Source organism: Reticulibacter mediterranei, from assembly GCF_016587455.1.
On record NZ_BNJK01000002.1, the window covers coordinates 427900 to 451041 of the forward strand.

Consider the following 23142-nt stretch of genomic DNA (forward strand, 5'->3'; position numbering starts at 1 on the left):
CATATAGAACTTATTGATAGCTTGTAGTTATGAGAAAGCAGGCTGATACGATGTCTTATTCACTACGCACACGCTATTCCCCTGACGTACTGCTCGGTATGTCAGGGGCCATTCTCACAATTCCGGGCTTTTTCCTTCCCATATTGTTTTCGCAGATGACAGGCCCAACAGGCTTCTCGTACTCGCAATGGGATATGATCATAAGTTGGTGGGAATCCTGTCGGTATGCGATCTCCACTCACGACGCCTGGCTGGTTGCTATTGGCCTGTTCTTCCTGGTGGCCTCCGCCCTTCCCCTTCTAGCCGCTCTGGTTGGCCTGGTGGCATTCTGTCTGACCATAATTCGCAAACGATCAGTTCGTTGGATGCTGTACATTACGGGTGCAGGAGCAGCTCTAGAATCGCTCGTGGTCTTAGCGATGTTCCTTTACATTAGTGCGTTCCCATCTACTCAGATTGCTTCGGGGTTCATATTGCTTGCCGTCGGTTCGCTGTTTCTCCTGTTTGGCGTACTGGTGGGTGAGATAACGAGAAAGAGAAATGCAGTTCTACCTGAACGTTAATTGGAAACATGCACGCGGTATCATTGGTGGCAAGCAGGCTAACGCGACCATCACCTTCCACACCGATACGGGCAGAATCGAGCTTCTCAAGCCAGGCGAAGAGTAGCAACAACGGCGGTTTGTCAATGCGTCCTCTTGAGGATATACTACCTATTGTAGATTAGAGGCACAAAGCGATAATAAATTACGGAGGGAACGTTCCCCTGCCGTAGTCGAGCGATTGATCGCTCGACTACAACATCTCCAACGTTAAAGGAGCAAATGATGAGCAGCCGACCCACGATTGGTATTCTCAGTCCAGGCGATATGGGGCATGCGATTGGAGCCAGATTACAGAAACATGGCCTGCGCGTTCTTACGAATCTCACAGGTCGCAGTTCACGAAGCGTCGCGCTGGCAGCTAAAGCCGGAATCATCGATGTGGCCGATGATCGAACGCTGGTGCAGGAAGCTGATATAGTGCTCTCAATTCTGGTGCCAGCCGAGGCGACGGCCTGTGCCGAACGGATCGCAACCGCTCTACAAGCCGCACCGACGCGCCTGCTTTTTGCCGATTGCAACGCCATTGCGCCGCACACCGTCCAATCCATGCAGAGCATCATCACGACAGCCGGGGCTGACTTCGTCGATGTGGGCATCATTGGCGGTCCTCCACGCGCCGACAATGCGGGGCCGCGCCTGTACGTGTCGGGACCGCAGGCGGAACAGTTCGCGATTCTGAAAGAGTACGGATTAGATATCCGTGTGCTTGGTCCCGCTATCGGGCAGTCATCGGGCCTCAAGATGTGCTATGCCTCTCTGACAAAGGGGCTGACCGCTCTTGCGACCGAGGCGCTGACAGCTAGCAAGGCGCTGGGCCTGAGCGATGCCCTCACCACCGAACTCCAGAGCAGCCAGCCGATCCTGTATCGTATGTTCCAGGGCGGCGTGCCAGCGATGCCACCAAAGGCGTATCGTTGGGTTGGCGAGATGGAGGAGATCGCGCACACCTTCGCCGATCTTGGCTTACCACCGCAAATGCTGGAAGGTGCCGCCGCCATCTATCGCTTTGTGGAGCAGACAGAGTTGGGACGCGAGATCCCCGAGGCCCGACAGCGCGGTCAAAACCTCGAAGAGGTTACAGACATTCTCTCTGCCGCCCTGGATGCAAAACCAACCGAAGAGTAATTCTATCTATGCAAGACATCGATAACTGTTCTTTGTCCGGGTATTTTTATGCCTGAATATATTGACTATTGCTTCAGCCACATGACGCTATCTCTTCAGGAGTATGAAGGAACATATGACACATTCCAATTTTTATCGAACATTACCGAGGAAACGTATGGCCGCCAGCGCGATCTTTCGCAATGAAAAAGGCAATCTCTTGCTCGTCAAACCTACTTATAGAACATACTGGCTCTTCCCAGGGGGCAGCGTCGAAGACAATGAGTCACCCCGAACAACATGTATCCGTGAGGTAAAAGAAGAGTTGGGGATAGATATTCCTTCTCCCAGATCACTCGGCATGGATTACCTCTCTGAAGAGAACGAAGAAACCGAATGTCTCCAATTCGCTTTCTACTGCGGGACATTGAGTGCTGCACAAATAGCCGCTATCAAGCTTCCTGCAAGAGAACTGAGCGAATTTCGCTTTCTCCCTTTAGACGAAGTTCTTCCGATTCTCAGTCCAAAGCTCACAAGAGGTCTCCCTCATTATTTAGCTGCGCTCGATAATGATACGCTTGTATATATGGAAGACGGGGAAATCATGTAATATGGGGAAATGACAAAATGTGGGTTTGATTCTCAGAGCATGTTTTGTCATGTGCTGCGGTGGCCCGATGTGACAAAAAGGGCAAGATCGGAGAAGTTTTTTTTCGGGTTCGCATTCTATACTTCTCAAGGGGCGCTGCTCGACTTCTCACAGAGCAGATGACACAGAGCTGCGTCACTGAACGATTGAAAGGAGTTGCTTTTGATGAGCGAACCCATCACAAACCTCAACACCCAAAACGGCGTACCACGCGGAGGGGTCACGTCATGGGAGGAGACGCGTCGGGTGCTGGAAACTGCCGAGCTGTTCTGGATCTCAACAGTGCGGGCCGACGGTCGTCCTCACGTCACGCCGCTCGTAGCCGTGTGGCACGACGAGGCCATCCATTTTACCGCTACCGAAACCGCACAAAAGACTGTCAACCTGCGTGGAAACCCGCACGTCATTCTGACGACCGGCTGCAACCAGACAGAAGGACTCACTGTAGTGCTTGAGGGCGACGCCGTACAGATCACCGATCTGGCCGCGCTCGAACGCTTAGCTTCGGTGTGGGCGACCAAGTGGAATGGAAGCTGGCCTTACCAGGTACGCAACGGGTATTTTTACCTCTACGATGAAGACGAACAAAAAGTTCTCACCGATTCGAACCTCGTGTTCTCCGTCAAACCCACCAAAGTCTTCACATACGACATAGGTCGCAGCCAAACCCGCCACCAGTTCTAACTTCCAACCTGGGGAAGCGGTGTTTTACAAGAAGGAGAACCCGCAAGCGTCATGAACCGAACATGACCAGACTCAGCTAGTAGAAAACTAGCTCCGTTACGAGAGAAATAGGTACGGCAGAATGCGAGGCCAGTTCTGCCCTCTATGGTTACAGGTTAAACAGAGGGAGATGGGTGAACGAGGCCCATGCCCTCAAGTGTTAGTGGATACGTGGTATGGATTTTTGGGGGGACAATCCACTGCTGTAAGATGTCGGATCAGGTATCAAATCGCTCTCGAAACGACCATAGACTCTGATCAGGACTGGCACCCCTTTATCAATATCCAGGTAGTTTTTATACCCGAATATGTTGACTCCTGGTTCTTCTGGAGAATGCATGGCATGATGTGGTTACAACGCTGACAACTTCGTATTGAAACACGATCAGGAGAAGAAAACATATGTTGCTAACAATTATATTGAGTTTTTTAGCCGGGCTTTGGGGCGCAAATGGCATTCCCCATTACATTACAGGCGTAACAGGGATAGCACATCCCTCGCCGTTTGGCAGCTCGCCCGTGGTCAATGTCCTTGAGGGTTGGGTGGCGTTTATTCTTGGCGGCGTCCTCTGGCACTTCGCCGCACTACAAAACTATCCTGTGATCGCATACCCTTGCGCCGCGCTAGGCGTGCTTGTTATCGCCCTCGTTCATACGCAGGTGTGGGTAAAAAATCCTGAGTTCTACAAGCCGAAATCCAGGCGCACCTGGCCCGTTCAGAACCAGATAAAAGAGGCAGAATAAGTTACGCAGACATGATTTGTCACGTTCCATTTATCCCGATTTATCCAAAAAGTGTTATATTAACGTATTATTGCCATTCACAAGCATTATATTCTATAATGCCTTATTTATACGATATTTTTCAGGTTTTGGATGAATCAATGTATAAATCGGGAAGTGACAAATCATGTCCGTACGAGCTGGGAGTTCTCCTCTCCTTGTGAGATGTCGAGCCTACAAAAATCTTCCTCTATTTCTGCGGTGTCAACAGCACGATTAGCAGCGCGACCAGCAGGAGAGCAGCTCCAAGCAGGCCCGGCGTGTTGAGTTGCTCGTGGAAGAAGATCCAGGCAAGCACGGCAGCAGTGAAAGGTTCAAACAGCGTTACGATGCTCACTAGCGTTGCCGATAGCGACTTCATCCCCACTTGAAAAAGGCCATACGCCAGCGCGGTTGGCACGCAGCCCAGATAGAGCAGCAGCATCCAGCCCCAGAACGGATAGCTCACAACCAGTTGCGTTGGCACAGCGCAACACAACAACAGCAGCGCTCCTGTCCCAAAAGCAACAGCGTTGACATGCAGAGGATGATAGGTGCTGGTCAACTGACGACCGCAGAGAATAAACCCGGCATACCCGGCTGCTGAGAGCAGTGCAAAGCAAACACCAAGCAGCGAGACATTCCCCACATCCGGGCGCGTCCGAGCAGCAACCAGCAGAATAGTCCCGCCAAGCGCGCCAATCATGGCAAGCAGCGTACGTATGCTCAGGCGTTCGCGCATCAACATGGTGGAGACGAGTGCGACAATCGGTGGGGCCGCACACAGCGCGATGAGCGTAGAAACGGTGACGCCAGCATAAGGGATGGCGGCGCTGTAACTGGCCTGATAGAGCGCTTGCAATACACCCATCAACAACATAACGATCAGATCGCGCGGCCTGACCTGGAAACGCAGGCGACCAGTCAGCAACCAGCTTGCCAGCACAAAAAGTGGGGCCGCAATCGCCAGTCGCCAAAATGCTAGCGAGAACGCATTGGCCGCGCTATGAGCGTAGATGGCTTGATTGGCAATCCCAACCGTCCCCCAGAAAACCGATGCAATGGTAATCAGCAAAAAGCCTCGTACAGATGACTTCTGCAAAAACATAGATGATCCCTTCCTCATGAATAATGCTATTAGGAAAAAAGACACATGAGGGCAGGATGGAAGCGGCCTGAGAACACGTACGTCATGAGGTTTTGCTCAGCACCGGATAAACGCGAGGCGACGACCTCACACGGCTGATTCACAAGATGAAGCTATGTTCCTCCCTGCCCGATTATGCGGCAACAGGAGGTGGGGGGAGAATAGAATAGGTGCAATAGACGCGATCAACCACAGTTGCAGTATCCTTCACAAAATATAGAAATCTCTCTTTCCAGTATAACAGAGAACAACATCCAAAAGCAAGCACCACGGGCGACCGCACAGGGCTTTTCAGTTCTCCGCTCAAAGGGGGGCAGGGGTCTCCCTGCCGGGGTCTGGGGTGTCCCCAGTTTCCTTCCCTCCTTCGCGCGCCGCCTGCGGCGGCGCGCAAAAGAGAAGAAAAAAGGTTTTTGCGGGGACACCCCGCACCCTGGCAAAGGGCTGCCGCCCTCTGCACTCCTGCTAGATGGGAGAATTGGAAAGCCCTGGGCGACCGCAAGAGTCGCACCCTCCCATACGCGAACGGAGACCACACGACCCGTCTATGGGAGGGTGCGACTCTTGCGGTCGCCCGCTGGCCCCTGCTTGAACGCAGAGACCGAGATGTCGTAGATCAACTGGTGCAGCCAGGAAGCGAATTGCTCAGGCGTAGAGGGCCGCTCCTGCCCCAGCCACCAGATGAGGGCACCGCAACCCGCCGAGGCGACGGTATTGAACTTTAAATCGAGAGGCGGCACATCGGGACGGGATGCAGCTTCGGGAAAGGCATGCTGGAAGCAGGTGAGAAAGCGCTGCTCGGTCTGCTGGCGAAAGTGCCGACTCAAAAGTGCGTCCGCCTGCGGCCCAAACACGGCACGGTAGAAGTCGGGAAACCGCTGAACCTGCCTGAGTAGCTCAACAAGACCTTCATGATGTCCTGGCTCTATTAAACCTCTGCCATGCTCTTCCAACAACATATACATCTCGTTCATATGTTGTTCGAGCAAATCATATTTATCGAGATAATGGCGGTAAAACGTTGAGCGGTTCACCATCGCTCGTTCGGTGATATCGCGCACCGTGAGGGCTGCAAATCCCTTCTCCACAACGCCCTCAATCATGGCCTGTTGGAGCAGTTTGCGCGTGCGACGTACCCGCAGATCTTCGACACCATCGAGCTTTTGCATCATTTTCTCTTCCTATGTTGCATAGGCAACACGCTTCGTTCCTTTGCTGATTGACGCCCATTGTACCATCTGTTACGCTTTTTTTGCAACGGCGCGTTGACTATGCACCACTTTTCGGAAACATTTTAATGATAAAAATAGAAGGGACTAGCAACAAAGATGAACATTCTGGTCTATGGAGCGGGGGTAATTGGCAGCGTCTATGCCGCACGGCTTCAGGAAGCCGGGCATAACGTCTCTCTGCTGGCAAGAGGGCAACGAGCGGTATCGTTGCGCGAGCACGGGATTCAACTTGAAGATGGATTGAGCGGGCGACGGTCAGTAACCCGAGTTGCCATCGTCGAACAGCTAGCTCCAGAGGATAGCTATGATGTCGTTATCATAACCGTACGACTCGACCACCTTGACTCCATCCTACCCATTCTTGCTGCCAATCACCAGATACCTACGCTGCTGTTTCTGCTCAACAATCCAGGTGGCATGAAACAATTTGAGCAGCTTGATCCGCAGCGTGTGCTTCCTGGCTTCCCATGCGCGGGTGGGTCGCGCGAGGGAGATGTTGTTCGCTATATCGTCTCGCGCCAGATCCCGATGGTGCTGGGAGAGGCTGATGGACGCGTGACGCCGCGTGCTCGCCAGATGGCAGCCATCCTCAAGCAAGCAGGTTTCCCCGTCTCGATAAGTCCCGACATCCAAACCTGGCTCAAAACGCACGCCATTATGGTTGGTAGCATAATCTCAACCGTCGCCATGACAGGTGGCAAGAGCGCGCAGCTTAGTCGATCACGCCGCAATCTCATGATGATGGTTCAGGCCATTCGTGAGGGATTCCTGGCTCTGCAAGCGCAAGGCACGCCCCTGACGCCTTTCAGCATGACCTTGCTCTTCCTCTGGCTCCCACGCTGGCTCATCGTCTCCCTCCTGCAAGCGATGCTACGAACACCTGTTTCAAAACTCGGGATTGACGATCATCTGGATGATGATATCAAAGAGGTCCAACAGATGGCACAAGAACTTATGGCACAACTACGCACCTCGCCCCGTGCTACACCGACACTCAACCACCTGTTTGAGCATTTAAACGGGTAACCTCTGTCGTAGTGGAGCGATTTATCGCGTCTAGCCCACATGAGAGGGGCTACCTCACGCGATAAATCGCTCCACTACGACAGAGGTTATCTATTTGAATATTCTTATTAGAGATGGTAACATGACATATTGTAACCCTTGCTCAAAAAGAGACCTGACCGATAACATGTGTAAATCAGGTAAATATCGTCCATGCCATGAAAAGAGATAGACGTGGCTCTATATGAGAGGATTTATTATGGAAAGAAGACCATCCCCAGAAAGATTACATCAATCTCAGGGTGATAACTCTCAAGAAAGAGAGGGCGCTTCAGATCAAAAAGGAAAATCCATATCAAATATACTCAAATTAACAAAAGATGCAACAGTCGGAACAACACTCGAAACTGTTGCTGGTATGGTAGGAAGTGCCGGAGGGGCTGAAAGAACAGCGAATACATTGCGAGAACTGATGGCAAAGAGACGTGGTGCTGTTCCAGAATCTGGCAAAACGTCTGCTGCTCCAGAAGCTCGTATCGCAGGGCCATCGGATCAAGGTTCGGAAGCACGTGATATAGCCGGTGAGGGTTGGGATAATAATTTAGATAAGAAATTTAAAAACGCTACAGCTTTATACACGCATACTCGTATAATAATGCAGGAGAATCTAGAACGAAGATTATTAGAAAATCCTAATCCAACAAATGCAGAATGGGATAGGGGAATATTCAATGAAGAGTTGTATCCACAGTTTATAGACGCAATTCCAGTTATGTGGAGCAAAGGATATGAAACATGGTCATCAGAGTCGAGAAGATTAACAGATAGCTTCAAATCACCATTAGCTGATGACGCTGAAACCCACAGGCTAGAGAGCTTTGCTGCTGGAGAACCACAGGCAGTTCCAGAGGGAATGCTAATAGAAGTTCTGAAGGATTTCCCGAACATTACTCTGGAAGGAGAAGGTAAAGATGATTTTCGGACGCATCAGATAGATGGAAGTTTTGTTCTAGATCAAACGACAATAGAAGGGTTAGAGTTGATAGGAGTGAAGGTGGAAATAATGGGTGTGGGGGATAAGGGGTACTCTCGTATCTTCTTTGAGGCCGATGAAGAAACTACCCTGAGAGCAGTTAAAGAGACTTGTGATCAAATTGCGGCTATCCTGCCTGACAGGGGCCAACCAGCACCACCGAGAATGACGGAGGGGGCAATAGCATTTCGTGCCAAGTATAGTCGGGATACTCCTGTAGCTTCGCTGACAGCGCCAGGTGCAGTAAATATTCCTGGGCGGTCTGCTCGGGAGACCGCTACCAGGGAAACTTCTTCGCCAGAGTCTTCGTCATCATCGTCTTCAAGCCTTGATATGGAGATGTAAGAGCCTCACAGCGTTACGCCGGCATCAACGGTGATGATCTCGCCCGTCATGCTCTCATTGCGCGCCAGCATTACATACACGGCGGCGGCATCCTCCAGACCCACCACTTTTTGCAGCGGGGTCTGCTGTGTGATCTGTTGGAGCCGCTCAGCCGTAAAATTGCTGTTCCAGCGTGTCGTGAGGACACCCGGAGCCACAGCATTTACACGAATAGTCGGGGCGAGAGCGACGGCCAGGCAGCGTGTGAGATGGATCATACCAGCTTTGGAGACGGCATAGGCAATGCTGCTCGCGGTCGTGCCAAGTCCGGCGATGGAGGCGGTATTAATGATCTGGCCGCCCCCATTGCGCTGCATAATCGGTGCCGCCGCCTGTGCAGTGAAAAATGGTGCCTTCGTATTGACGTTCAGCACGTCGTCCCAATCAACCTCGGTGAGCGCGTCGAGATCGGAGAACGGCACGCCCCTGGTGGTCCCAGCGTTGTTGATAAGGAGGTCGAGTCGTCCAAAATGGTCGGCAACCTCCTCAACCATACGCTTGCAGTTAGCAACGAGCGCAGGCGCATTGAGATCAGCCTGCACCGCCATCGCCCGCACTCCCAACTCCTGTATCTCTTTGACGGTATCGCGTGCCTCCTGTTCGGATCGTGAATAATGAGCCGCAATCTGCATACCTTCGCGGGCCAACTGTTGCGCAATAACTCGACCAAGTCCGGTGCCACCACCGGTTATCAGCGCGACTTTTCCTTGAATATCCACTCTCTTCTCCTTCTGACTATACATGTGTGTTGTAGTCGAGCGATAATTGGAGCATCCGGCAAATGTTCCAGGGAGAGAGGTTCTCCCCATCCGTAGCGACAAGGGGTGCTGGGGGGTCTTGGCGGGGGCCTTGCGCTTGTCGCCCTCGCCACATCGTTTCTCTGTTTCCCGGTTCCGCGTGATCCCAACAGCGACAAGCGCAAGGCCCCCACAGCCCCACCACGCCGCCCCTTGTCGCTACGGGTGAACCCAACATCCTCTGTTGTCCAGAGCCATTCCCTCCCTTCAATTGCCAGTAGCGACAAGGGGTGCTGGGGGGTCTTGGCGGGGGCCTTGCGCTTGTCGCCCTCGCCACATCGTTTCTCTGTTTCCCGGTTCCGCGTGATCCCAACAGCGACAAGCGCAAGGCCCCCACAGCCCCACCACACCGCCCCTTGTCGCTACGGGTGAACCCAATATCCTCTGTTGTCCAGAGCCATTCCCTCCCTTCAATTGCCAGATACACCAATTATCGCGCGACTACAACATAACTGCTCTTTTGATCCCCAGCATAACAAAGCACGAACTATTTAGCAAGACAAAGTATTTGAAGAGATCGTTCATTTCCGCTGATATGTCATCTATACAGTCCCCTTCGACATATTTTCGCCACATTTTCCAGCACGTTTCGTGATATTTCCTCTACAATTCGTCGCTATCCTTCTTACTAAGCAATTAATGAATACAAAAAAACAATATATAAGCAGCAGAGAAAGCAATACAGTTATGAATACATCAGGTAAAATATCACAACGATCCGAACGAATCTATTGCTTTGACTGGTTACGTATTCTGGCATTTATACTTGTTGTACTGATTCATTGCGTTCAGATGTTCGCCGAACTCTATCAGCCAATTGAAAATATTGGCGTGAAATCTATGAATGATGGGGCAGCATATAGTCTCTCGTTTGTGACACAGTGGGCGATGGCACTGTTCTTTCTCCTGGCTGGTGCCAGCACATGGCAGGCGCTCCGTCGCAGAACAGCCGGTCAGTTTCTCCGCGAGCGCAGTTGGCGATTGCTGGTTCCGCTGGCAATAGGATGTGTATTGCTAATGCCGCTTCAGGCTTACTTTGAGATGGGTAGCAATCAACACTACAGCGGTTCTTTGATCGCCTTCTACCCGTTCTTCCTGGGCCAGATCTTGCTCAATGGCAGGCTGGACTGGATCATCCTTTCTATCCATCACCTCTGGTTTCTCGCGTACCTGTTCGGCTTCTCGCTGATCGCCCTCCCGCTCTGCCTTCTCCTGCGCCGCGAGGCCGGGCAAGCCTGGATAGAGCGATTGGCTCGAATCTGTGAGCAACCGGGCGGGCTGTTGCTGCTGACATTGCCCCTCATCGCGGTCCAGGTGGCACTACGTGCGGTCTTTCCGGTCTACTGTAGTCTGACTGATGCGATCAACTGGTTGCTCTACTATCTGTATGGCTATGTCCTCTTTGCCAACCCAGGCCTCAGATCGGCACTGCGACGACATGGCCGTATCGCGCTGGGTACAGGTTGCGCTGGCCTCCTGACAATACTACTGCACTGGCACACGGGCGAGCTTCACGCCTGGCTATACACGCCCGACTATTCGCCCGCCTGTCTGTTCTTTCAAGCACTTAACAGCCTTACGCTCTGGTCATGGCTTGTTGCGGCTCTGGCAATTGGCGATACATATATGAATAAAGCATGTAAATTTCTACAATATAGCAACAAAGCTTCATTCCACTGGTATATTGTGCATTTTCCGGTCGTTCTCATCATCGCCTGCTATCTCTTGCCGCTCCGTCTCGATCCACTGGCGACCTTCTTCCTCATGGCTAGCTGCTCGTTTGCCATCACATTGCTTTTGAGCGATCTCCTATTGCTAAAAGCACACGGCACACGAACACTGCTCCGAACGATGTTGGCAGCAACCTTCATTCGGCACGGTTACGATGCAGAGCAAATCAATACAGGACGCTTAAATAGTCGGGCGCTGATCAGTTAGCGCAAACACATAGGACAGGCGTGTCGTAGTCGAGCGATAATTGGTGCATTCGGCAATTGAAGGAGAATGGTGAGGGACAAAGAATGTTGAGGTTTCCGTAGCGACAAGGGGTGGTTGGGGGTGGTTGGTGGGGGCCTTGCGCTTGTCGCCCTCTCTCCCAGAAGGTTCCTCCCCCTCGTGTGGCGTGCCAGGGGCGATGAAGCGGCCTGTGGAGGGCGACAAGCGCAAGGCCCCCGCAACCCCTCCACACCACCCCTTGTCGCTACGGTGGGAGGGAACGCTTTTCCCCTGACAGATGAAGCATCTACGCTCATCTCCCTCTTTCTCACATCTATCCTAAATACTGGCTCGTCAGCGAATGCTTTGCGCCAAGCAGCTCTCGCGGCGTCCCCTCGAAGATGACCAATCCACCTTTATTGCCGCCCTCCGGACCCATATCAATGATCCAATCTGCATTACGAATCACATCGAGATGATGCTCAATCACAATCACTGTGTTCCCACCATCTACCAACCGGTTCATAATGGTAAGCAAGCGACCAATATCCGATAGATGCAAACCAGTCGTCGGCTCATCCATGATATAGACGCTGCCATGTTTGTGCAGTTCGCTAGCAAGTTTAAGCCGCTGGCATTCGCCGCCAGAAAGCGTGCTCAAGGGCTGGCCCAACGTCAGATAGTCCAGACCCACATCGCTCATCGCCTGGAGCTTTGGCAGCACCTCCTTAATGGTAAAAAACTCCAATGCTTGATGAATAGTCATACCCAGGACATCAGCGATCGATTTGCCGTTCAACGTATAGGTCAGAACCTCATCCTTAAAGCGTTTCCCGCCACACACTTCGCAGGGCAGCTTGACGCCCTCAAGGAATCCCAGATCAGCATAGGTAACACCAAGTCCCTGACAATTGGGGCAGGCACCTTTTGAATTAAAACTAAACAGACCAGCATCGACGCGATTCACCGCCGCAAAGACCTTGCGTACGTCATCCATGATACCGGTATAAGTAGCAGGATTGGAGCGGCTGGATACGCCCACAGGCGACTGGTCGATCACCACCGCTTGCTGATGCTGGCTGAGAAAGGCTTCATTGATTAACGAGCTTTTGCCTGAGCCAGCTACACCAGTGATGACCGTCAGCACGCCAGCAGGAATATCCACACTGACATCCTTCAGGTTATTGACGGTGGCATGGACAATCGGCAAGACGCCAGTAGCCTGCCGGAATTCATCCTTGAGCGGCCTCTTATGCAGCAAATGGTTGCCGGTCAGCGTATCGGCTTTGAGCAGACCAGCAAAGCTGCCCTCGTACACGACCTGACCGCCCCCACTCCCGGCATACGGCCCCATATCCACAATGTAGTCTGCTACTTTGATGACATCTGGATCATGCTCCACCACAATCACCGTATTGCCTTTATCGCGTAATTTCTCCAGAAGTTCGTTCAAACGATGGACATCGCGTGGGTGCAATCCAACACTCGGTTCGTCGAAGATATACATTACATCCACAAGGCTGCCGTTGAGGTGCTTGACGATCTTTACACGCTGCGACTCACCACCGGACAGCGTATCTGTTATACGATCCAGGCTCAGGTACTCTAGCCCGATATCCACCAGATGTTGTAGCCGTGCGGTCAGAGTTTGAATTACAGGTGCAACTGCGGGGTCTTTGATCTCCTTGATGACCTCGATCAACTCATCAACTTCCATCGTCGCAAACTGGGCAATATTGTAGCCATTGATCTTGCAACTCAGCGCCGCTTGATTGAGCCGCGCACCCTTGCAGAGTGGGCAGGGGCCAAGCTTCAGAAAAGGCTCGACCTTTTGTCGTATGCGAGGCGAGAGCGTCTGGATGTCCCGCGTAACAAACTTGCGGTTGAACTTGTACACCAGACCTTCATAGGTGTTGTACGCCAGCCCATTATGTTTGCGCGGTTCGCTGTAGAGAAGCAGGTCCAGTTCCTCGGTTGTATAATCGGCGACCTTCTTGTCGTTGTCGAAGAAGCCAGAACTCGCATAAAGATCGCTTTCCCAGTTGGCCAGTCCCGGAGCGATGACAGCTCCCTCGTTCAACGATTTTGTTTTGTCAATCAGCGCCTCCAGGGTAATCCCTACCTTGCGGCCAAGCCCATTACACTCCAGACACATACCTTGAGGATCATTAAAGGAAAACGCATTTGCATAGCCAACGTAGGGTGTACCGATCCGCGAAAAGAGCAGACGCAGCACAGGCGCAATATCTGTTACCGTACCCACCGTCGATTGCGATCCCCCACCCAGGCGCTTCTGATCCACAAGCACCGCCATGCTCAGGTTCTCAATCACATCAGCGTCCGGCTGGGGATAGCGTGGCAGCAAGTTGCGAATGAACATGCTAAAATTCTCAAAGAGCAGGCGTTGCGCTTCGTTGGCAATGGTGTCAAACACCACTGAGGACTTCCCTGAACCAGATACACCAGTAAAAATAATAATCTTGCGCTTGGGCAACCTCAATGAAACATCCTTGAGGTTGTTCTCGCGGGCACTACGAATCTCGATATATTCTTGAACCATTCTGGTATTTGTTTCCTCCGACTATTTCAGGACTGAACCGCCAGCCACTGATTGCCACTACTCATCTGTTCTCTCGCTGACTTGAAAAGGCGGAAATGCTTCGTGGCTAAAACCGGGGAGAAATGGGGACATTGCGTAATGCTCTTCAATCTAACGTCTTCGCCATATGAACATTCGTGATCTCAAATCCTAGCTTCTTGTAGAGCGCCTGGGCCGCGTGGTTATGTCCAAAGACGTGCAGGCCAATCTTTGTCAAACCCAGCTCCTTCACCTTTTCCTCCAGGCGCAAAAATGCCTGTTCTGCATAGCCACGTCGTCTAAATGCTTCATAAATTTCAACATCATAGACGAAGGCCATCTGCTTTGCGCGTTGAGCGGCGACCCACAGAATGCCAACTTTCTGGGCTGCTTCATCTTCCACGATACTATACAAATACTGATCGTTGCTCGCCAATCCATCGGGCAACTGTTCCTCAATTTCTTTTCTTGACCGTTGCAACGCATCTTCCGGTTGATAATTGCCCGCCTTCAATTTATCTGCGGCATACTCTCGAATCAAGTTTTCATAGAAATCTTGAAAATCCTGCTCCGTCATAGGAACTAATTGTATCATAGCAACTACTTTCCTTTTTATCGATGATTATACCATTTTTCATGAATTTGCATCCCAGACCGGGGCTTCTCCATTTCATAGTGGAACGATTACGCACATGAACAAATGAATCCGAGAAGACACGGCGGGCGCAATGATTGGTGCATCTGGCAAATGCGCCGGGGAGAGAAGCTGCTCCCACCCGTAGCGACAATGGGAGGTGTGGAGGGGCTGTGGGGGCCTTGCGCTTGTCGCCCTCGCCACCGCATGGTCTCTCCCCCTCTCGCACGTGCCAGGGGCGGTGAAGCAGCCTGGGGAGGGCGAGGATAAGCCATCGCCCCTACCATACACGGCTGCCTTTCCAATGTGTTGATTGAAGTTTGACAGAGTAGTAGTTGAAGAAGATAGCAGTGAAGCAGTATAAACCCGGAGTACCAATAGTGAACGAGCTTCCCACCTGTAAAGGAGACATTCTCTGCTTGCGGACACTATGGGCAGCCCTTGTAGAAAAAAAGAAGAGCAAAAGGTGGCTCTTTGATGATGTCTCTCCTTGTGGTATCCTTCTGTGGGAGAGAAGAGAACCTGGTTGCAGCAGAACAGATGGAAGGTCTTGTTCCATCCCACTCTATTGCGAGAGTATTTTAGTCCAGTAGAGCGGAGGTAAAAGTATGTATATCATTGATGATGAACGGCTCTCGGACTCGCCTTTTGTCGAACGGGTCTGGCGCGCTCATAGTGAGGGAACCGACCCTTTGCTCTCTATTGCCCAGAGCCGTTGGCAGATCGTCGTAACCACATACGATGGCAAGATGAGTCTGACAGTGCGGGGTCCAGAGACCAAAGCCACGCCGCTCGGTGATTGTCCTACCGACAGAGAGTGGTTCGGCATCCTGTTTAAACTGGGCACGTTTCTGCCCCATCTGCCTGCCAGAAACCTTGTGAATGGAGATCTGACCCTGCCACAGGCCACAAGGAAAACAGTCTGGCTGTCTGGCTCGACCTTCCAGTTTCCCACCTATGAGAATGCGGACACCTTTGTCGACTGGCTGGTGCGTGAGGGTCTCCTGGTGCGTGAGCCCGTCGTAGGTGCTGCGTTACAAGGGCAACTCAAAGATCTCTCTCTGCGCTCCGTTCAGCGTCGTTTCGTGCAATCAACCGGAGTCACCCAGGGCACGATTCGCCAAATTGAACGTGCTCGCTACGCAACACTTCTCTTACAGCAAGGTATCTCAGTTAGCACTACCATTCTCGAAGCGGGTTATTTTGATCAGGCGCATCTGATCCGATCGCTGAAGACCTTCATAGGCCAAACCCCTGCTCAAATCCTTCGGCAAAGCAGACCTGAGCAACTGTCGTTTCTGTACAATACAAGGCCCTTCCGTTGATTCATACTATTCATATCTAATGAACAACGAAAGGAGAAACAACGAACATGAGACAAATCATTGTAGAAGTTGAAGTGTCTGTCGATGGAGCTATGGGTGGGGAGAATATGGAGTTTTGGAAGCAGAATTACCCATTGCACAGCGCAGATGTTCAGGAATACCTCAATGACCTCTTGTTCATGCCAGACGCGCTTTTGATGGGTCGGAAGACCTACGAGGGCTTCGCCCAGGTTTGGCCGACCAGGAAAGGAAAAGAGGCAGACAGGATCAACAGCATGCCCAAGTATGTCACATCCCGAACCCTACAGGAGCCACTTCAATGGAATGCCAGCCTCATTCAGGGGGACGTGGCTTCGGAGATCAGGAAGCTCAAGCAAGAGCCGGGCAAGAGTTTGTTGCAGTATGGTGTGGGAGAACTGACGCAGACGATGCTTCAAGCTGGCCTGATTGATGAGTTCCGCCTGCTCGTGTTTCCGTTTACCTTCGGAGAAGGGCCGCGCATCTTTGAACAGATGGACGTCACTACGCTGAAGCTCTTGAATACCAGGACATTCAGTTCAGGGGTCGTTGCGCTCCATTATCAGCCTCAAAAGCCTGCGTGAGAGGAAGAAGTTTCCCGAAGTATTCATGAAGGCTCTACGTACAAATGTGCGGGAGAACTCAAAACGAGATCAGTTGCCGCATCGTTCACGATGAGAGCCTCGAATGCCTCGCTCTCTCCAACGCGGCTCGCGCATCTCTCGTGTTAGAGAATTTCTGCGTGCCTCATCGTTGGTTTCTTGATTAGTGTCGCAAGAAACCAACGATGAGGCACGCAGCATCTATCGCTTGCTCAATGCTGCCAATAATTGCTCGTAGCGTTTCGCCATCAGTTCCCAGCGATACGGTTCGTAATCTTCGCTGGCACGCACAACCATGCTGGCTCGCTTCTCCGGGTGTCGATAAAGATCAATAATGGCATCTGCAAAGCTCTCAGGCCGCGTGGGATCGCAGAAGGCCACCGATTCCGGGCGAAACATCGAACGCATGGCGCTGGTTCCCGAAGCAATGATGGGACGATGCAACCAGGCAAGCTCATAGGCCTTCGTTGGCAAGAGCAAATCAGCAAATGGATCATTCCTATAAGGCACAATGCCCACATCGCCATGCACAATGAAGTCCGTCAGTTCCTCAAGCGGGATCGGCTCATGAAATACCACATGCTCACCAATCCCTAACTCTTCCGTCAATTCCCGTAAAAAATCTATATATGCTGGTGCGCTCGCGCCAGTGATATCTAAACGTAGATGAGGTATATGCGGAACAGCAAGGGCAACGGCCCTGATCGCAATATCCAGACCATAGCGCTCGACAATCGTTCCGTGATACATCAAGATAAACGGTCGCCCTTCTCTATGCACGTCCTCAGTGGGCAAGGGTGGTCTGCGCTCAATCGGGAACAGGGGCGGATAGGCGCTATTGAGAATGATCGTCATTTTGTCACAAGGCACGCCACGTTGCAAAAGCAACCGTTCAAACGGCCAGCCAACCGTCACAATATGATCGACAAAGCCAGTGGAGAGGCGCTCCTGCCAGGTCGCCAGTTGCTTCAACAGCGCACGCTTCCTCGCCCCTTTGACTTTGATGGAGAGCAGTTCGGGGGTCACATCCTGCACATCAAGAATGATTTTGGCACCGGTAATTCGTGGAAAGAGTGCGGAAAAGACCAGAAAATCAGGAATATTATGGACATGTACGATATTGTAGCGACGTTTGATATGTAATTGCGTCACTTTCCAGGCAGCAAGCAACAGGAAACATAACCAGCATCGCAATAAATCGGGAAACGAGCCAGCGTAATGTCTACTAACGGGGAGCCGATAGACATGCACATTATTGCAAACCTCATAGCGCGCCTCGCCAGGCCGCAGCAGACAAATAACATCGACATCGCAGCCCAGCGCCGCCGCTGTATCCGAGAGGCGATGCACACGCGGCTCACATGGATACCAATCAAACGTGATCACGCAAAGCCGACATGACAACATGATAGCATTCCCCCTTTTGCTGACTCATAGCGCTAGATCCTCAGAGCGTCTTCTGTTCGATGAGTTCGATAAATTCGTTGAAATTACCTTGCCTCTTCGTCACCAGCTCCGTCCTCATCGTCATAATTTCCTGCGCCAATACTTCCCGCTCGTCAAGCATCTTTTTCACCCCCGAGGCAATCGCCCTGGCTGTGTTGCTCACATAGACAAAGCCGCGTGTGAAGCAGCCGCGCATCTCAGGCCAATCCGAAACAACAACTGGCTTCGTCATCGCCAGCGCTTCATAGGCTCCGCAATTGAGGACGTGCGGCTCCGTCGTCAGCACGATTAGACCATGTACGTTGCTGAGCAGCCCACTATAATAGTTTTCCGGCAGGAAACCGGTAAGTACGGCATTCGTGGGCTTCTGTTTGAGCATCTCAGGGGGCATGCGCTGTACATCACCGCTGAGATAAAATGTCACATCTGGCAGCATTCGGGCCGCCGCAAAGATCTCGCTCAGCGGTTCGTCATAGTCAAAGCTGCTGATAACGGCCACGCGCGCCTCGCCCTCCGAGCCGACACTGCCACGCGCGGGACTGAGGGACGGCAGCCCATCGACCAGAAAAATGCTTCTGGCATGCCAGCGCTTGCGCACAATCTCCAACGCATCCTCGCTCGCTACCAGCGTCACCAATGCCCGGCGCGAGAGCCAGCGCTGCAACGGCTGAAACCAGCGCCAGCGACGACTGTAGAAGCTGCCGCTATGACAATCAATCACATATGCGGCCCGGCACCCATACAACCTGCTCAATCCACACCAGAGGGCGACCACTAGCGCCGCGAACACGGGTGGAGATTGCACCACCACCAGCGCTGGCCGCTCCTGATTCAGAAACAGCCAGGTTCGCCATCCCTGCACAAGATAGCGTAGCCCCGTGAGCCAGAACCCCTTCAACGGCTGCTCATAAAAGTTCCGTACACTCCCTCCAAGCTCGGCGGCCAGCGTCTCCGCTCGTCGCGAATGCCTCGCCCACACAACAACCGCGGCTTTCCTCGCCATAACGCACCTCCCTTTCAGCGTGTAGAAGCAATTTTCTTCCAGGTTGGATTCTCTGGATCGCGCCAGAAATCTCGTCTTCCGCGCCTGATGGCATACTCCCATACCAGAAACGTCACCAGATAGCGCGGAAAGCTCAGGATATCCTGTCTGGAGCGCCGGAACAGATGCCGCAGCCTCTCGCGCCAGTTGCGCATATAAAACGAATCACGCTGCACGATCTTGACCGCCCCGGCTGTGTATTGCAGAGAATATAAAACTTGCAACATGCCGCGAACATAGCGTGTCCTGGTCTCAAGCAGATCAGTAAAGGCGTTCGCGTCATAACTCCAGATCCTCGCCTCCTCAACCACGCCAATGCGATAGCCGTAGATGCGCGCCAGCACCCCCAGCGCATAATCTTCCAGAGCGATTCCCAGCGGACCACCAATGCTATCAAGCCATTCAGTATTCCAGGCCATCAGGCAACCGAGAATGTAGCCGCTCCTATCTTCGATCAAGTGTCGTTTCCGAACCTCCACCGAATCCATGATCTTTTTCATGCTTGATGCTCGCCTCTCACCACACCCTGTGCCACTGAAGATCACCACATCACTATGCTCAGGCCGACGACGAAACGTTCGGTGAGCGGAATGAAACAGGAGACGCACGGCATCTGGCTCTATATAATCGTTTGCATCGATACACATCGCTATCGTGTGGCCGCAAGAACGCGCAATGCAATTGCCAGTCCGTAGCGCATGCCCCTTCCCTGGCGTGCTGGTATCGACATGCATAAACGTGAGATTCCCCAGCTTCACAGTTTTCACATATGGATTTATGTGTGAATCTAGAAAATCGCCTCGCAACATCTCCTCTTTCACATCTCCCTGACGCGCCAGAAACGCATCGATCAGGCTATTGCTGGAGTCGTGACAGGCGTTAGTGATAAAAATAATAGTCGCATGCACAGAAGATGGTATATCCGCAAGCATCAACGTACTAAAAAATGAGGGGAGACTCTGCTCCTCATTATAGACAGGAATAACCAGCGTAAAGTACGAATCAGCCACATCTACTCCCGTCGTTTCCCGCCAGCGCCTCTCCTGGCAGGCCGTCACCGCCGCCTGCAAACGCTCGTCCCTTTGCTGCCATGCCAGCCCTTGCAACTGTTCGTCGGGCATCTGTTGTAAGGTCTCGTGAGCGGTCGCACAACATTTGGGCAAGCTCGCCCTGACCCAACTCCTGGGATTCGTATGCAGGAAATACGCCTTATGAACTGCCATCGTCTCCTCCCGAATCAGCATAATTGGAGCATCCAGGGTGAGGACAAGCCATCGCCCCTGCCATATTCGATCTCACGGCGGAGAATTTTCTGGATACATCAATTATGCCCTGATACTTCTTTTTGTTTATCGAGCATGGGCAATCGCAACAAAATTCCCATCAACATACCAAAATAGATCACGGTACGAAAGGTGAAAAGCTGATAATCGCTATAAGCCACGAAAACCTCGATAAAGGTGATAGCCACAATATAGATCGCCACCAGTTGCAGATAGGGATCACGCAGTTTGCGAGCAATCAGGCTGCCACGAATAACGACCACACCAAATAGATACCAGAGCGCAAAGAAGCCAGGATAGCCCAGCCGCATCCAGATCCAATAGATCGTATTATGAGGAACATAGCGAAAAGGATTGCCACCGAACGACGGATCGCCGACCGTCAGATCGGGCAGCAATTGTGGTTGAAAGAACGGTTTGCCAAAACCAAAACCCAGCAACGGATCTTGATTCACCGTGAACTTGAGATCATAATTCTCCCTCACACGATAGTCGTTGGAGGCTGCGTCCTGCGGGTCAGGCTGGAAGATCGAGACCACCGCACGCGCCGGTTCCGCAAAACCTCCACTCCCATTGGCAAAGAGCAGCACATAGCCCGTCATGATCACCAGAAAGACGATGATACCGATTCCCAGCACCTTGCGAGCGTGAGCTTTAATGAAGAAAATCAGCAGCCAGGAAATCACCATCCCAGCCAACAGCGCCAGATAATCGGTGCGGCGCTGATTGGCGTAGAGCGCGACGAACACGCATGGCAGCGTCAGGAGGGCCACATAGAATTGTGGTCGATAACAATAATGCACTATAAACAGAAAAACAAGCAGCAGCAGCGATACAAAGAAGAACGACTCTTCATGAGCCATAATATCGCGTACCCCGGTCAGGCTCCCATGCAAGACCACAGCGTAGATGTACACTCCCTGCAACGACTTCACGCCAGCCGCCAGGATGACCAGCCAGAAGAACAGACGTAGAGAGCCGTAGCGCTTCATCAGGTTATATGCCAGGAGATAGGACAGGAACAGATACCAGAGCGGCCTGATCTCCAGCGTGATAATCTTAAAGATCCCTCCGGTCGCCAGGCCATGCACCACGCCTAGAACCACACAGCCCAGGAAACAGAGCAGCGGCAACAGGAATTGACCGCCCTGTAGCACCTTGCGGCGCTTGAGCAGGTTATGCACAAGCAACGTCAGGAAAATGAACAGGATGAGATAGCCAAAGGGACGCTCGACCTGTCCCGCAAGGTTGGGAGGCCAGTAAAAGACATTCAACTCATCGGTAATGATCGGAATTCTGAGAGGTGACTCCTCAACAAAAAGTGCAGATGCCGCCGCCACAAACAGTCCAACCACCGGCCACCTGATGATAACCAGCACCAGCACCAGCACGACCAGCCCACCCAGCGCCAGATTCGGCCCGATGCTCGTTCCCGCCAGCACCAGTAGCACTGTCACCGCCAGAGCCACGCCAGCCACACCCACAAACGTCCACACATCTCTTTTTCTCTGCTCCGTCAACAGATCGCTTACAATAACTGACCTCTCCATGAGCCCTCAAGTCAGATAGAGATAGAGCAACGCACTCACAATAAACATGCACAGAAGCACGCGTACCTTCAGGGTAAACGCTTTGGCAAATAGTCCAATCAGCAGGAAGAGCGCCATGAGTAGGAAAAGAATCATATCTTTCTCCTATAGAATCCGTTCCAGGAGGCGGCGGGCGCACGATCTCGCTTCTCATGCTCACCTCCATCAGACACGCTCTTACAAAATCCGTTCCAGCCAGCGCGGTATCTTGCTCTGCATTTGATTCAAAATGACCCCCTCAACCTGCAATCCTTGCAAACGATTGCTCGCCTCCCTGACCAGCGGCACAGGCGTACTACCAGCTCGCACAACCAGAGCCAGCGCCTCCACCATACCAGATGCCAGCACCCCATACGGCGTTGTAATCACAGGTGGAAGATCAACAATCACAAAATGATGGGTATGTATAAGTCGATCCAGCATTTTTGGCATTGCCTGCAACACCTTTATTGCATCGTTTCGACTATTTCCAGCAGGAATCACCGTCAGATTCTCAGCAACCAGATAGCTCATCTCACCCTCTTTACACTCTCCAAGCAACCACTCGGCCAGTCCTGGCTGTGATGGAATACCAAAGTATGTAGGGATCGTCAGAGAGGCTGGCGAGCTTTTCGGCTCCCAACCACACTCTATCAGCACCACAGGAGCCGCGCTATCGGCAGCAAGCACCTGCGCCATGATAACCGACAATAGAGAGCGCCCCTCACCTGCAATCGCGCTGGTGATGCCCAAACAGCGTACAGGATCTTGCTGGCGTAGAAACGTGTTGAGACAGAAGCGCCGACACTGCTCCTGAAGGTCATGCATGGCGATCCGTTCACGTTGAGAAAACGCGTGAGCGGGAAGAGATGCAGACCGCTGCTGTACTTTCTTCGCCACAGGTAGCGCAACTTCTGGTAACGGGCGCGTCGAGGCCGCTTTCCCATTCAATAATTCTTTTGGTTTCAATCGTATATCCATCAACTTTTGCGTCACTGCCAGATCCTCAGCATTTTCTTTCATGCTGCCCCTCTCACCTCATAGAGTGATTATTTACAACATTCATGTCGTATTCGCGCGATTATTGGAGCCTCCGGTAAATGTGCCCGGGAGAGACGGTCCCTCCCCCACCCGTAGCGACAAGGGGTGGTACGGGGCGGGTACGGGGGCCTTGCGCTTGTCGCTCTCGCCACACCGTTTGGTTGTTTCCTGATCCCAGCGACCCAATGGCGACAAGCGCAAGGCCCCCGCCAAGACCCTCAACCACCTCTTG

General features: G+C 52.3%; 22 protein-coding genes. 11 read left to right on the top strand and 11 right to left on the bottom strand.

The features are described 5' to 3' along the window. Positions 1 to 50: 50 nt before the first annotated feature. From K3T83_RS40150 to K3T83_RS40170, 6 genes are all read left to right on the top strand, one after another. Positions 51 to 563, top strand: a complete 513-nt coding sequence (locus K3T83_RS40150; protein WP_220208765.1) for a hypothetical protein — start codon at positions 51 to 53, stop codon at positions 561 to 563. Next, entirely contained in the window at positions 541 to 669 is a 129-nt protein-coding gene (locus tag K3T83_RS57425) for a hypothetical protein (protein ID WP_268963547.1), read from the top strand. Before K3T83_RS40150 ends, K3T83_RS57425 begins: the two co-directional genes overlap by 23 nt. Before the next feature lie 155 nt (positions 670 to 824). Further along, positions 825 to 1730, top strand: a complete 906-nt coding sequence (locus K3T83_RS40155) for an NAD(P)-dependent oxidoreductase (RefSeq protein ID WP_220208766.1) — start codon at positions 825 to 827, stop codon at positions 1728 to 1730. A 115-nt stretch (positions 1731 to 1845) separates the two neighbouring features. Beyond that, positions 1846 to 2319: an NUDIX domain-containing protein gene (locus K3T83_RS40160; RefSeq protein WP_220208767.1), complete on the top strand. Its 474-nt coding sequence runs from the start codon at positions 1846 to 1848 to the stop codon at positions 2317 to 2319. 204 nt (positions 2320 to 2523) lie between these two features. Continuing rightward, positions 2524 to 3042 (top strand): pyridoxamine 5'-phosphate oxidase family protein, encoded by a 519-nt coding sequence (locus tag K3T83_RS40165; RefSeq protein WP_220208768.1) that lies wholly within the window; start codon positions 2524 to 2526, stop codon positions 3040 to 3042. A gap of 441 nt (positions 3043 to 3483) precedes the next feature. Next, a complete protein-coding gene (locus K3T83_RS40170; protein WP_220208769.1) occupies positions 3484 to 3825 on the top strand; it encodes a hypothetical protein in 342 nt (113 codons plus the stop codon). Positions 3826 to 4054: 229 nt separating this feature from the next. Here the strand turns inward: K3T83_RS40170 and K3T83_RS40175 are convergent, their stop codons facing one another. Together K3T83_RS40175 and K3T83_RS40180 are read right to left on the bottom strand one after the other, a co-directional pair. Beyond that, positions 4055 to 4951 (bottom strand): DMT family transporter, encoded by an 897-nt coding sequence (locus K3T83_RS40175; RefSeq protein ID WP_220208770.1) that lies wholly within the window; start codon positions 4949 to 4951, stop codon positions 4055 to 4057. A gap of 581 nt (positions 4952 to 5532) precedes the next feature. Beyond that, positions 5533 to 6159 carry a TetR/AcrR family transcriptional regulator gene (locus K3T83_RS40180; RefSeq protein WP_220208771.1) on the bottom strand — a complete coding sequence of 209 codons (627 nt, stop codon included), beginning with the start codon at positions 6157 to 6159 and terminating at the stop codon, positions 5533 to 5535. A gap of 156 nt (positions 6160 to 6315) precedes the next feature. Here K3T83_RS40180 and K3T83_RS40185 point away from each other — a divergent pair, with 156 nt between their 5' ends. Together K3T83_RS40185 and K3T83_RS40190 are read left to right on the top strand one after the other, a co-directional pair. Continuing rightward, complete coding sequence (locus tag K3T83_RS40185) at positions 6316 to 7245, top strand: ketopantoate reductase family protein (protein ID WP_220208772.1); 930 nt, start codon at positions 6316 to 6318, stop codon at positions 7243 to 7245. Positions 7246 to 7483: 238 nt separating this feature from the next. Further along, positions 7484 to 8602, top strand: a complete 1119-nt coding sequence (locus K3T83_RS40190; RefSeq protein ID WP_220208773.1) for a hypothetical protein — start codon at positions 7484 to 7486, stop codon at positions 8600 to 8602. Between the two features lie 5 nt (positions 8603 to 8607). On the opposite strand, the gene K3T83_RS40195 is transcribed toward K3T83_RS40190, so the two are convergent. Next, positions 8608 to 9360, bottom strand: coding sequence for an SDR family NAD(P)-dependent oxidoreductase (locus tag K3T83_RS40195; protein ID WP_220208774.1), 753 nt, complete (start codon positions 9358 to 9360; stop codon positions 8608 to 8610). 765 nt (positions 9361 to 10125) lie between these two features. Between K3T83_RS40195 and K3T83_RS40200 the strand changes: the two genes are divergently transcribed. Then, entirely contained in the window at positions 10126 to 11376 is a 1251-nt protein-coding gene (locus tag K3T83_RS40200) for an acyltransferase (protein ID WP_220208775.1), read from the top strand. Positions 11377 to 11707: 331 nt separating this feature from the next. Here K3T83_RS40200 and K3T83_RS40205 read toward each other — a convergent pair whose 3' ends face one another. Together K3T83_RS40205 and K3T83_RS40210 are read right to left on the bottom strand one after the other, a co-directional pair. After that, complete coding sequence (locus K3T83_RS40205; protein ID WP_220208776.1) at positions 11708 to 13933, bottom strand: ATP-binding cassette domain-containing protein; 2226 nt, start codon at positions 13931 to 13933, stop codon at positions 11708 to 11710. Positions 13934 to 14078: 145 nt separating this feature from the next. Beyond that, positions 14079 to 14546 (bottom strand): GNAT family N-acetyltransferase, encoded by a 468-nt coding sequence (locus K3T83_RS40210; RefSeq protein WP_220208777.1) that lies wholly within the window; start codon positions 14544 to 14546, stop codon positions 14079 to 14081. A gap of 647 nt (positions 14547 to 15193) precedes the next feature. Here K3T83_RS40210 and K3T83_RS40215 point away from each other — a divergent pair. Both K3T83_RS40215 and K3T83_RS40220 read left to right on the top strand, forming a co-directional pair. Further along, complete coding sequence (locus K3T83_RS40215) at positions 15194 to 15910, top strand: helix-turn-helix domain-containing protein (RefSeq protein ID WP_220208778.1); 717 nt, start codon at positions 15194 to 15196, stop codon at positions 15908 to 15910. Between the two features lie 47 nt (positions 15911 to 15957). Then, on the top strand, positions 15958 to 16512 hold the full coding sequence (locus tag K3T83_RS40220; RefSeq protein WP_220208779.1) for a dihydrofolate reductase family protein: 555 nt from the start codon (positions 15958 to 15960) through the stop codon (positions 16510 to 16512). A gap of 219 nt (positions 16513 to 16731) precedes the next feature. On the opposite strand, the gene K3T83_RS40225 is transcribed toward K3T83_RS40220, so the two are convergent. The 6 genes from K3T83_RS40225 to K3T83_RS40245 all read right to left on the bottom strand — a co-directional run bounded on the left by K3T83_RS40225 (position 16732) and on the right by K3T83_RS40245 (position 22892). Next, positions 16732 to 17937 (bottom strand): glycosyltransferase family 4 protein, encoded by a 1206-nt coding sequence (locus K3T83_RS40225; RefSeq protein ID WP_220208780.1) that lies wholly within the window; start codon positions 17935 to 17937, stop codon positions 16732 to 16734. A gap of 40 nt (positions 17938 to 17977) precedes the next feature. Beyond that, a complete protein-coding gene (locus K3T83_RS40230) occupies positions 17978 to 18979 on the bottom strand; it encodes a glycosyltransferase family protein (protein WP_220208781.1) in 1002 nt (333 codons plus the stop codon). Positions 18980 to 18993: 14 nt separating this feature from the next. Beyond that, complete coding sequence (locus K3T83_RS40235; protein WP_220208782.1) at positions 18994 to 20241, bottom strand: glycosyltransferase family 2 protein; 1248 nt, start codon at positions 20239 to 20241, stop codon at positions 18994 to 18996. A gap of 98 nt (positions 20242 to 20339) precedes the next feature. After that, positions 20340 to 21851, bottom strand: a complete 1512-nt coding sequence (locus K3T83_RS40240) for an O-antigen ligase family protein (protein ID WP_220208783.1) — start codon at positions 21849 to 21851, stop codon at positions 20340 to 20342. Positions 21852 to 21857: 6 nt separating this feature from the next. Continuing rightward, on the bottom strand, positions 21858 to 21986 hold the full coding sequence (locus tag K3T83_RS57430) for a hypothetical protein (protein ID WP_268963548.1): 129 nt from the start codon (positions 21984 to 21986) through the stop codon (positions 21858 to 21860). Positions 21987 to 22067: 81 nt separating this feature from the next. Continuing rightward, positions 22068 to 22892, bottom strand: a complete 825-nt coding sequence (locus tag K3T83_RS40245) for a CpsD/CapB family tyrosine-protein kinase (RefSeq protein WP_220208784.1) — start codon at positions 22890 to 22892, stop codon at positions 22068 to 22070. Between the last annotated feature and the right edge of the window lie 250 nt (positions 22893 to 23142).

Coding starts and splice junctions, on each gene's coding strand:
- K3T83_RS40235 (WP_220208782.1), bottom strand. CDS start 20,241: ATGGCAGTTCATAAGGCGTATTTCCTGCATACGAATCCCAGGAGTTGG.
- K3T83_RS40200 (WP_220208775.1), top strand. CDS start 10,126: ATGAATACATCAGGTAAAATATCACAACGATCCGAACGAATCTATTGC.
- K3T83_RS40165 (WP_220208768.1), top strand. CDS start 2,524: ATGAGCGAACCCATCACAAACCTCAACACCCAAAACGGCGTACCACGC.
- K3T83_RS40240 (WP_220208783.1), bottom strand. CDS start 21,851: ATGGAGAGGTCAGTTATTGTAAGCGATCTGTTGACGGAGCAGAGAAAA.
- K3T83_RS40210 (WP_220208777.1), bottom strand. CDS start 14,546: ATGATACAATTAGTTCCTATGACGGAGCAGGATTTTCAAGATTTCTAT.
- K3T83_RS40190 (WP_220208773.1), top strand. CDS start 7,484: ATGGAAAGAAGACCATCCCCAGAAAGATTACATCAATCTCAGGGTGAT.
- K3T83_RS40245 (WP_220208784.1), bottom strand. CDS start 22,892: ATGAAAGAAAATGCTGAGGATCTGGCAGTGACGCAAAAGTTGATGGAT.
- K3T83_RS40220 (WP_220208779.1), top strand. CDS start 15,958: ATGAGACAAATCATTGTAGAAGTTGAAGTGTCTGTCGATGGAGCTATG.
- K3T83_RS40180 (WP_220208771.1), bottom strand. CDS start 6,159: ATGATGCAAAAGCTCGATGGTGTCGAAGATCTGCGGGTACGTCGCACG.
- K3T83_RS40155 (WP_220208766.1), top strand. CDS start 825: ATGATGAGCAGCCGACCCACGATTGGTATTCTCAGTCCAGGCGATATG.
- K3T83_RS40175 (WP_220208770.1), bottom strand. CDS start 4,951: ATGTTTTTGCAGAAGTCATCTGTACGAGGCTTTTTGCTGATTACCATT.
- K3T83_RS40205 (WP_220208776.1), bottom strand. CDS start 13,933: ATGGTTCAAGAATATATCGAGATTCGTAGTGCCCGCGAGAACAACCTC.
- K3T83_RS40230 (WP_220208781.1), bottom strand. CDS start 18,979: ATGGCGAGGAAAGCCGCGGTTGTTGTGTGGGCGAGGCATTCGCGACGA.
- K3T83_RS40150 (WP_220208765.1), top strand. CDS start 51: ATGTCTTATTCACTACGCACACGCTATTCCCCTGACGTACTGCTCGGT.
- K3T83_RS40215 (WP_220208778.1), top strand. CDS start 15,194: ATGTATATCATTGATGATGAACGGCTCTCGGACTCGCCTTTTGTCGAA.
- K3T83_RS40225 (WP_220208780.1), bottom strand. CDS start 17,937: ATGTTGTCATGTCGGCTTTGCGTGATCACGTTTGATTGGTATCCATGT.
- K3T83_RS40170 (WP_220208769.1), top strand. CDS start 3,484: ATGTTGCTAACAATTATATTGAGTTTTTTAGCCGGGCTTTGGGGCGCA.
- K3T83_RS40185 (WP_220208772.1), top strand. CDS start 6,316: ATGAACATTCTGGTCTATGGAGCGGGGGTAATTGGCAGCGTCTATGCC.
- K3T83_RS57425 (WP_268963547.1), top strand. CDS start 541: ATGCAGTTCTACCTGAACGTTAATTGGAAACATGCACGCGGTATCATT.
- K3T83_RS57430 (WP_268963548.1), bottom strand. CDS start 21,986: ATGATTCTTTTCCTACTCATGGCGCTCTTCCTGCTGATTGGACTATTT.
- K3T83_RS40160 (WP_220208767.1), top strand. CDS start 1,846: ATGACACATTCCAATTTTTATCGAACATTACCGAGGAAACGTATGGCC.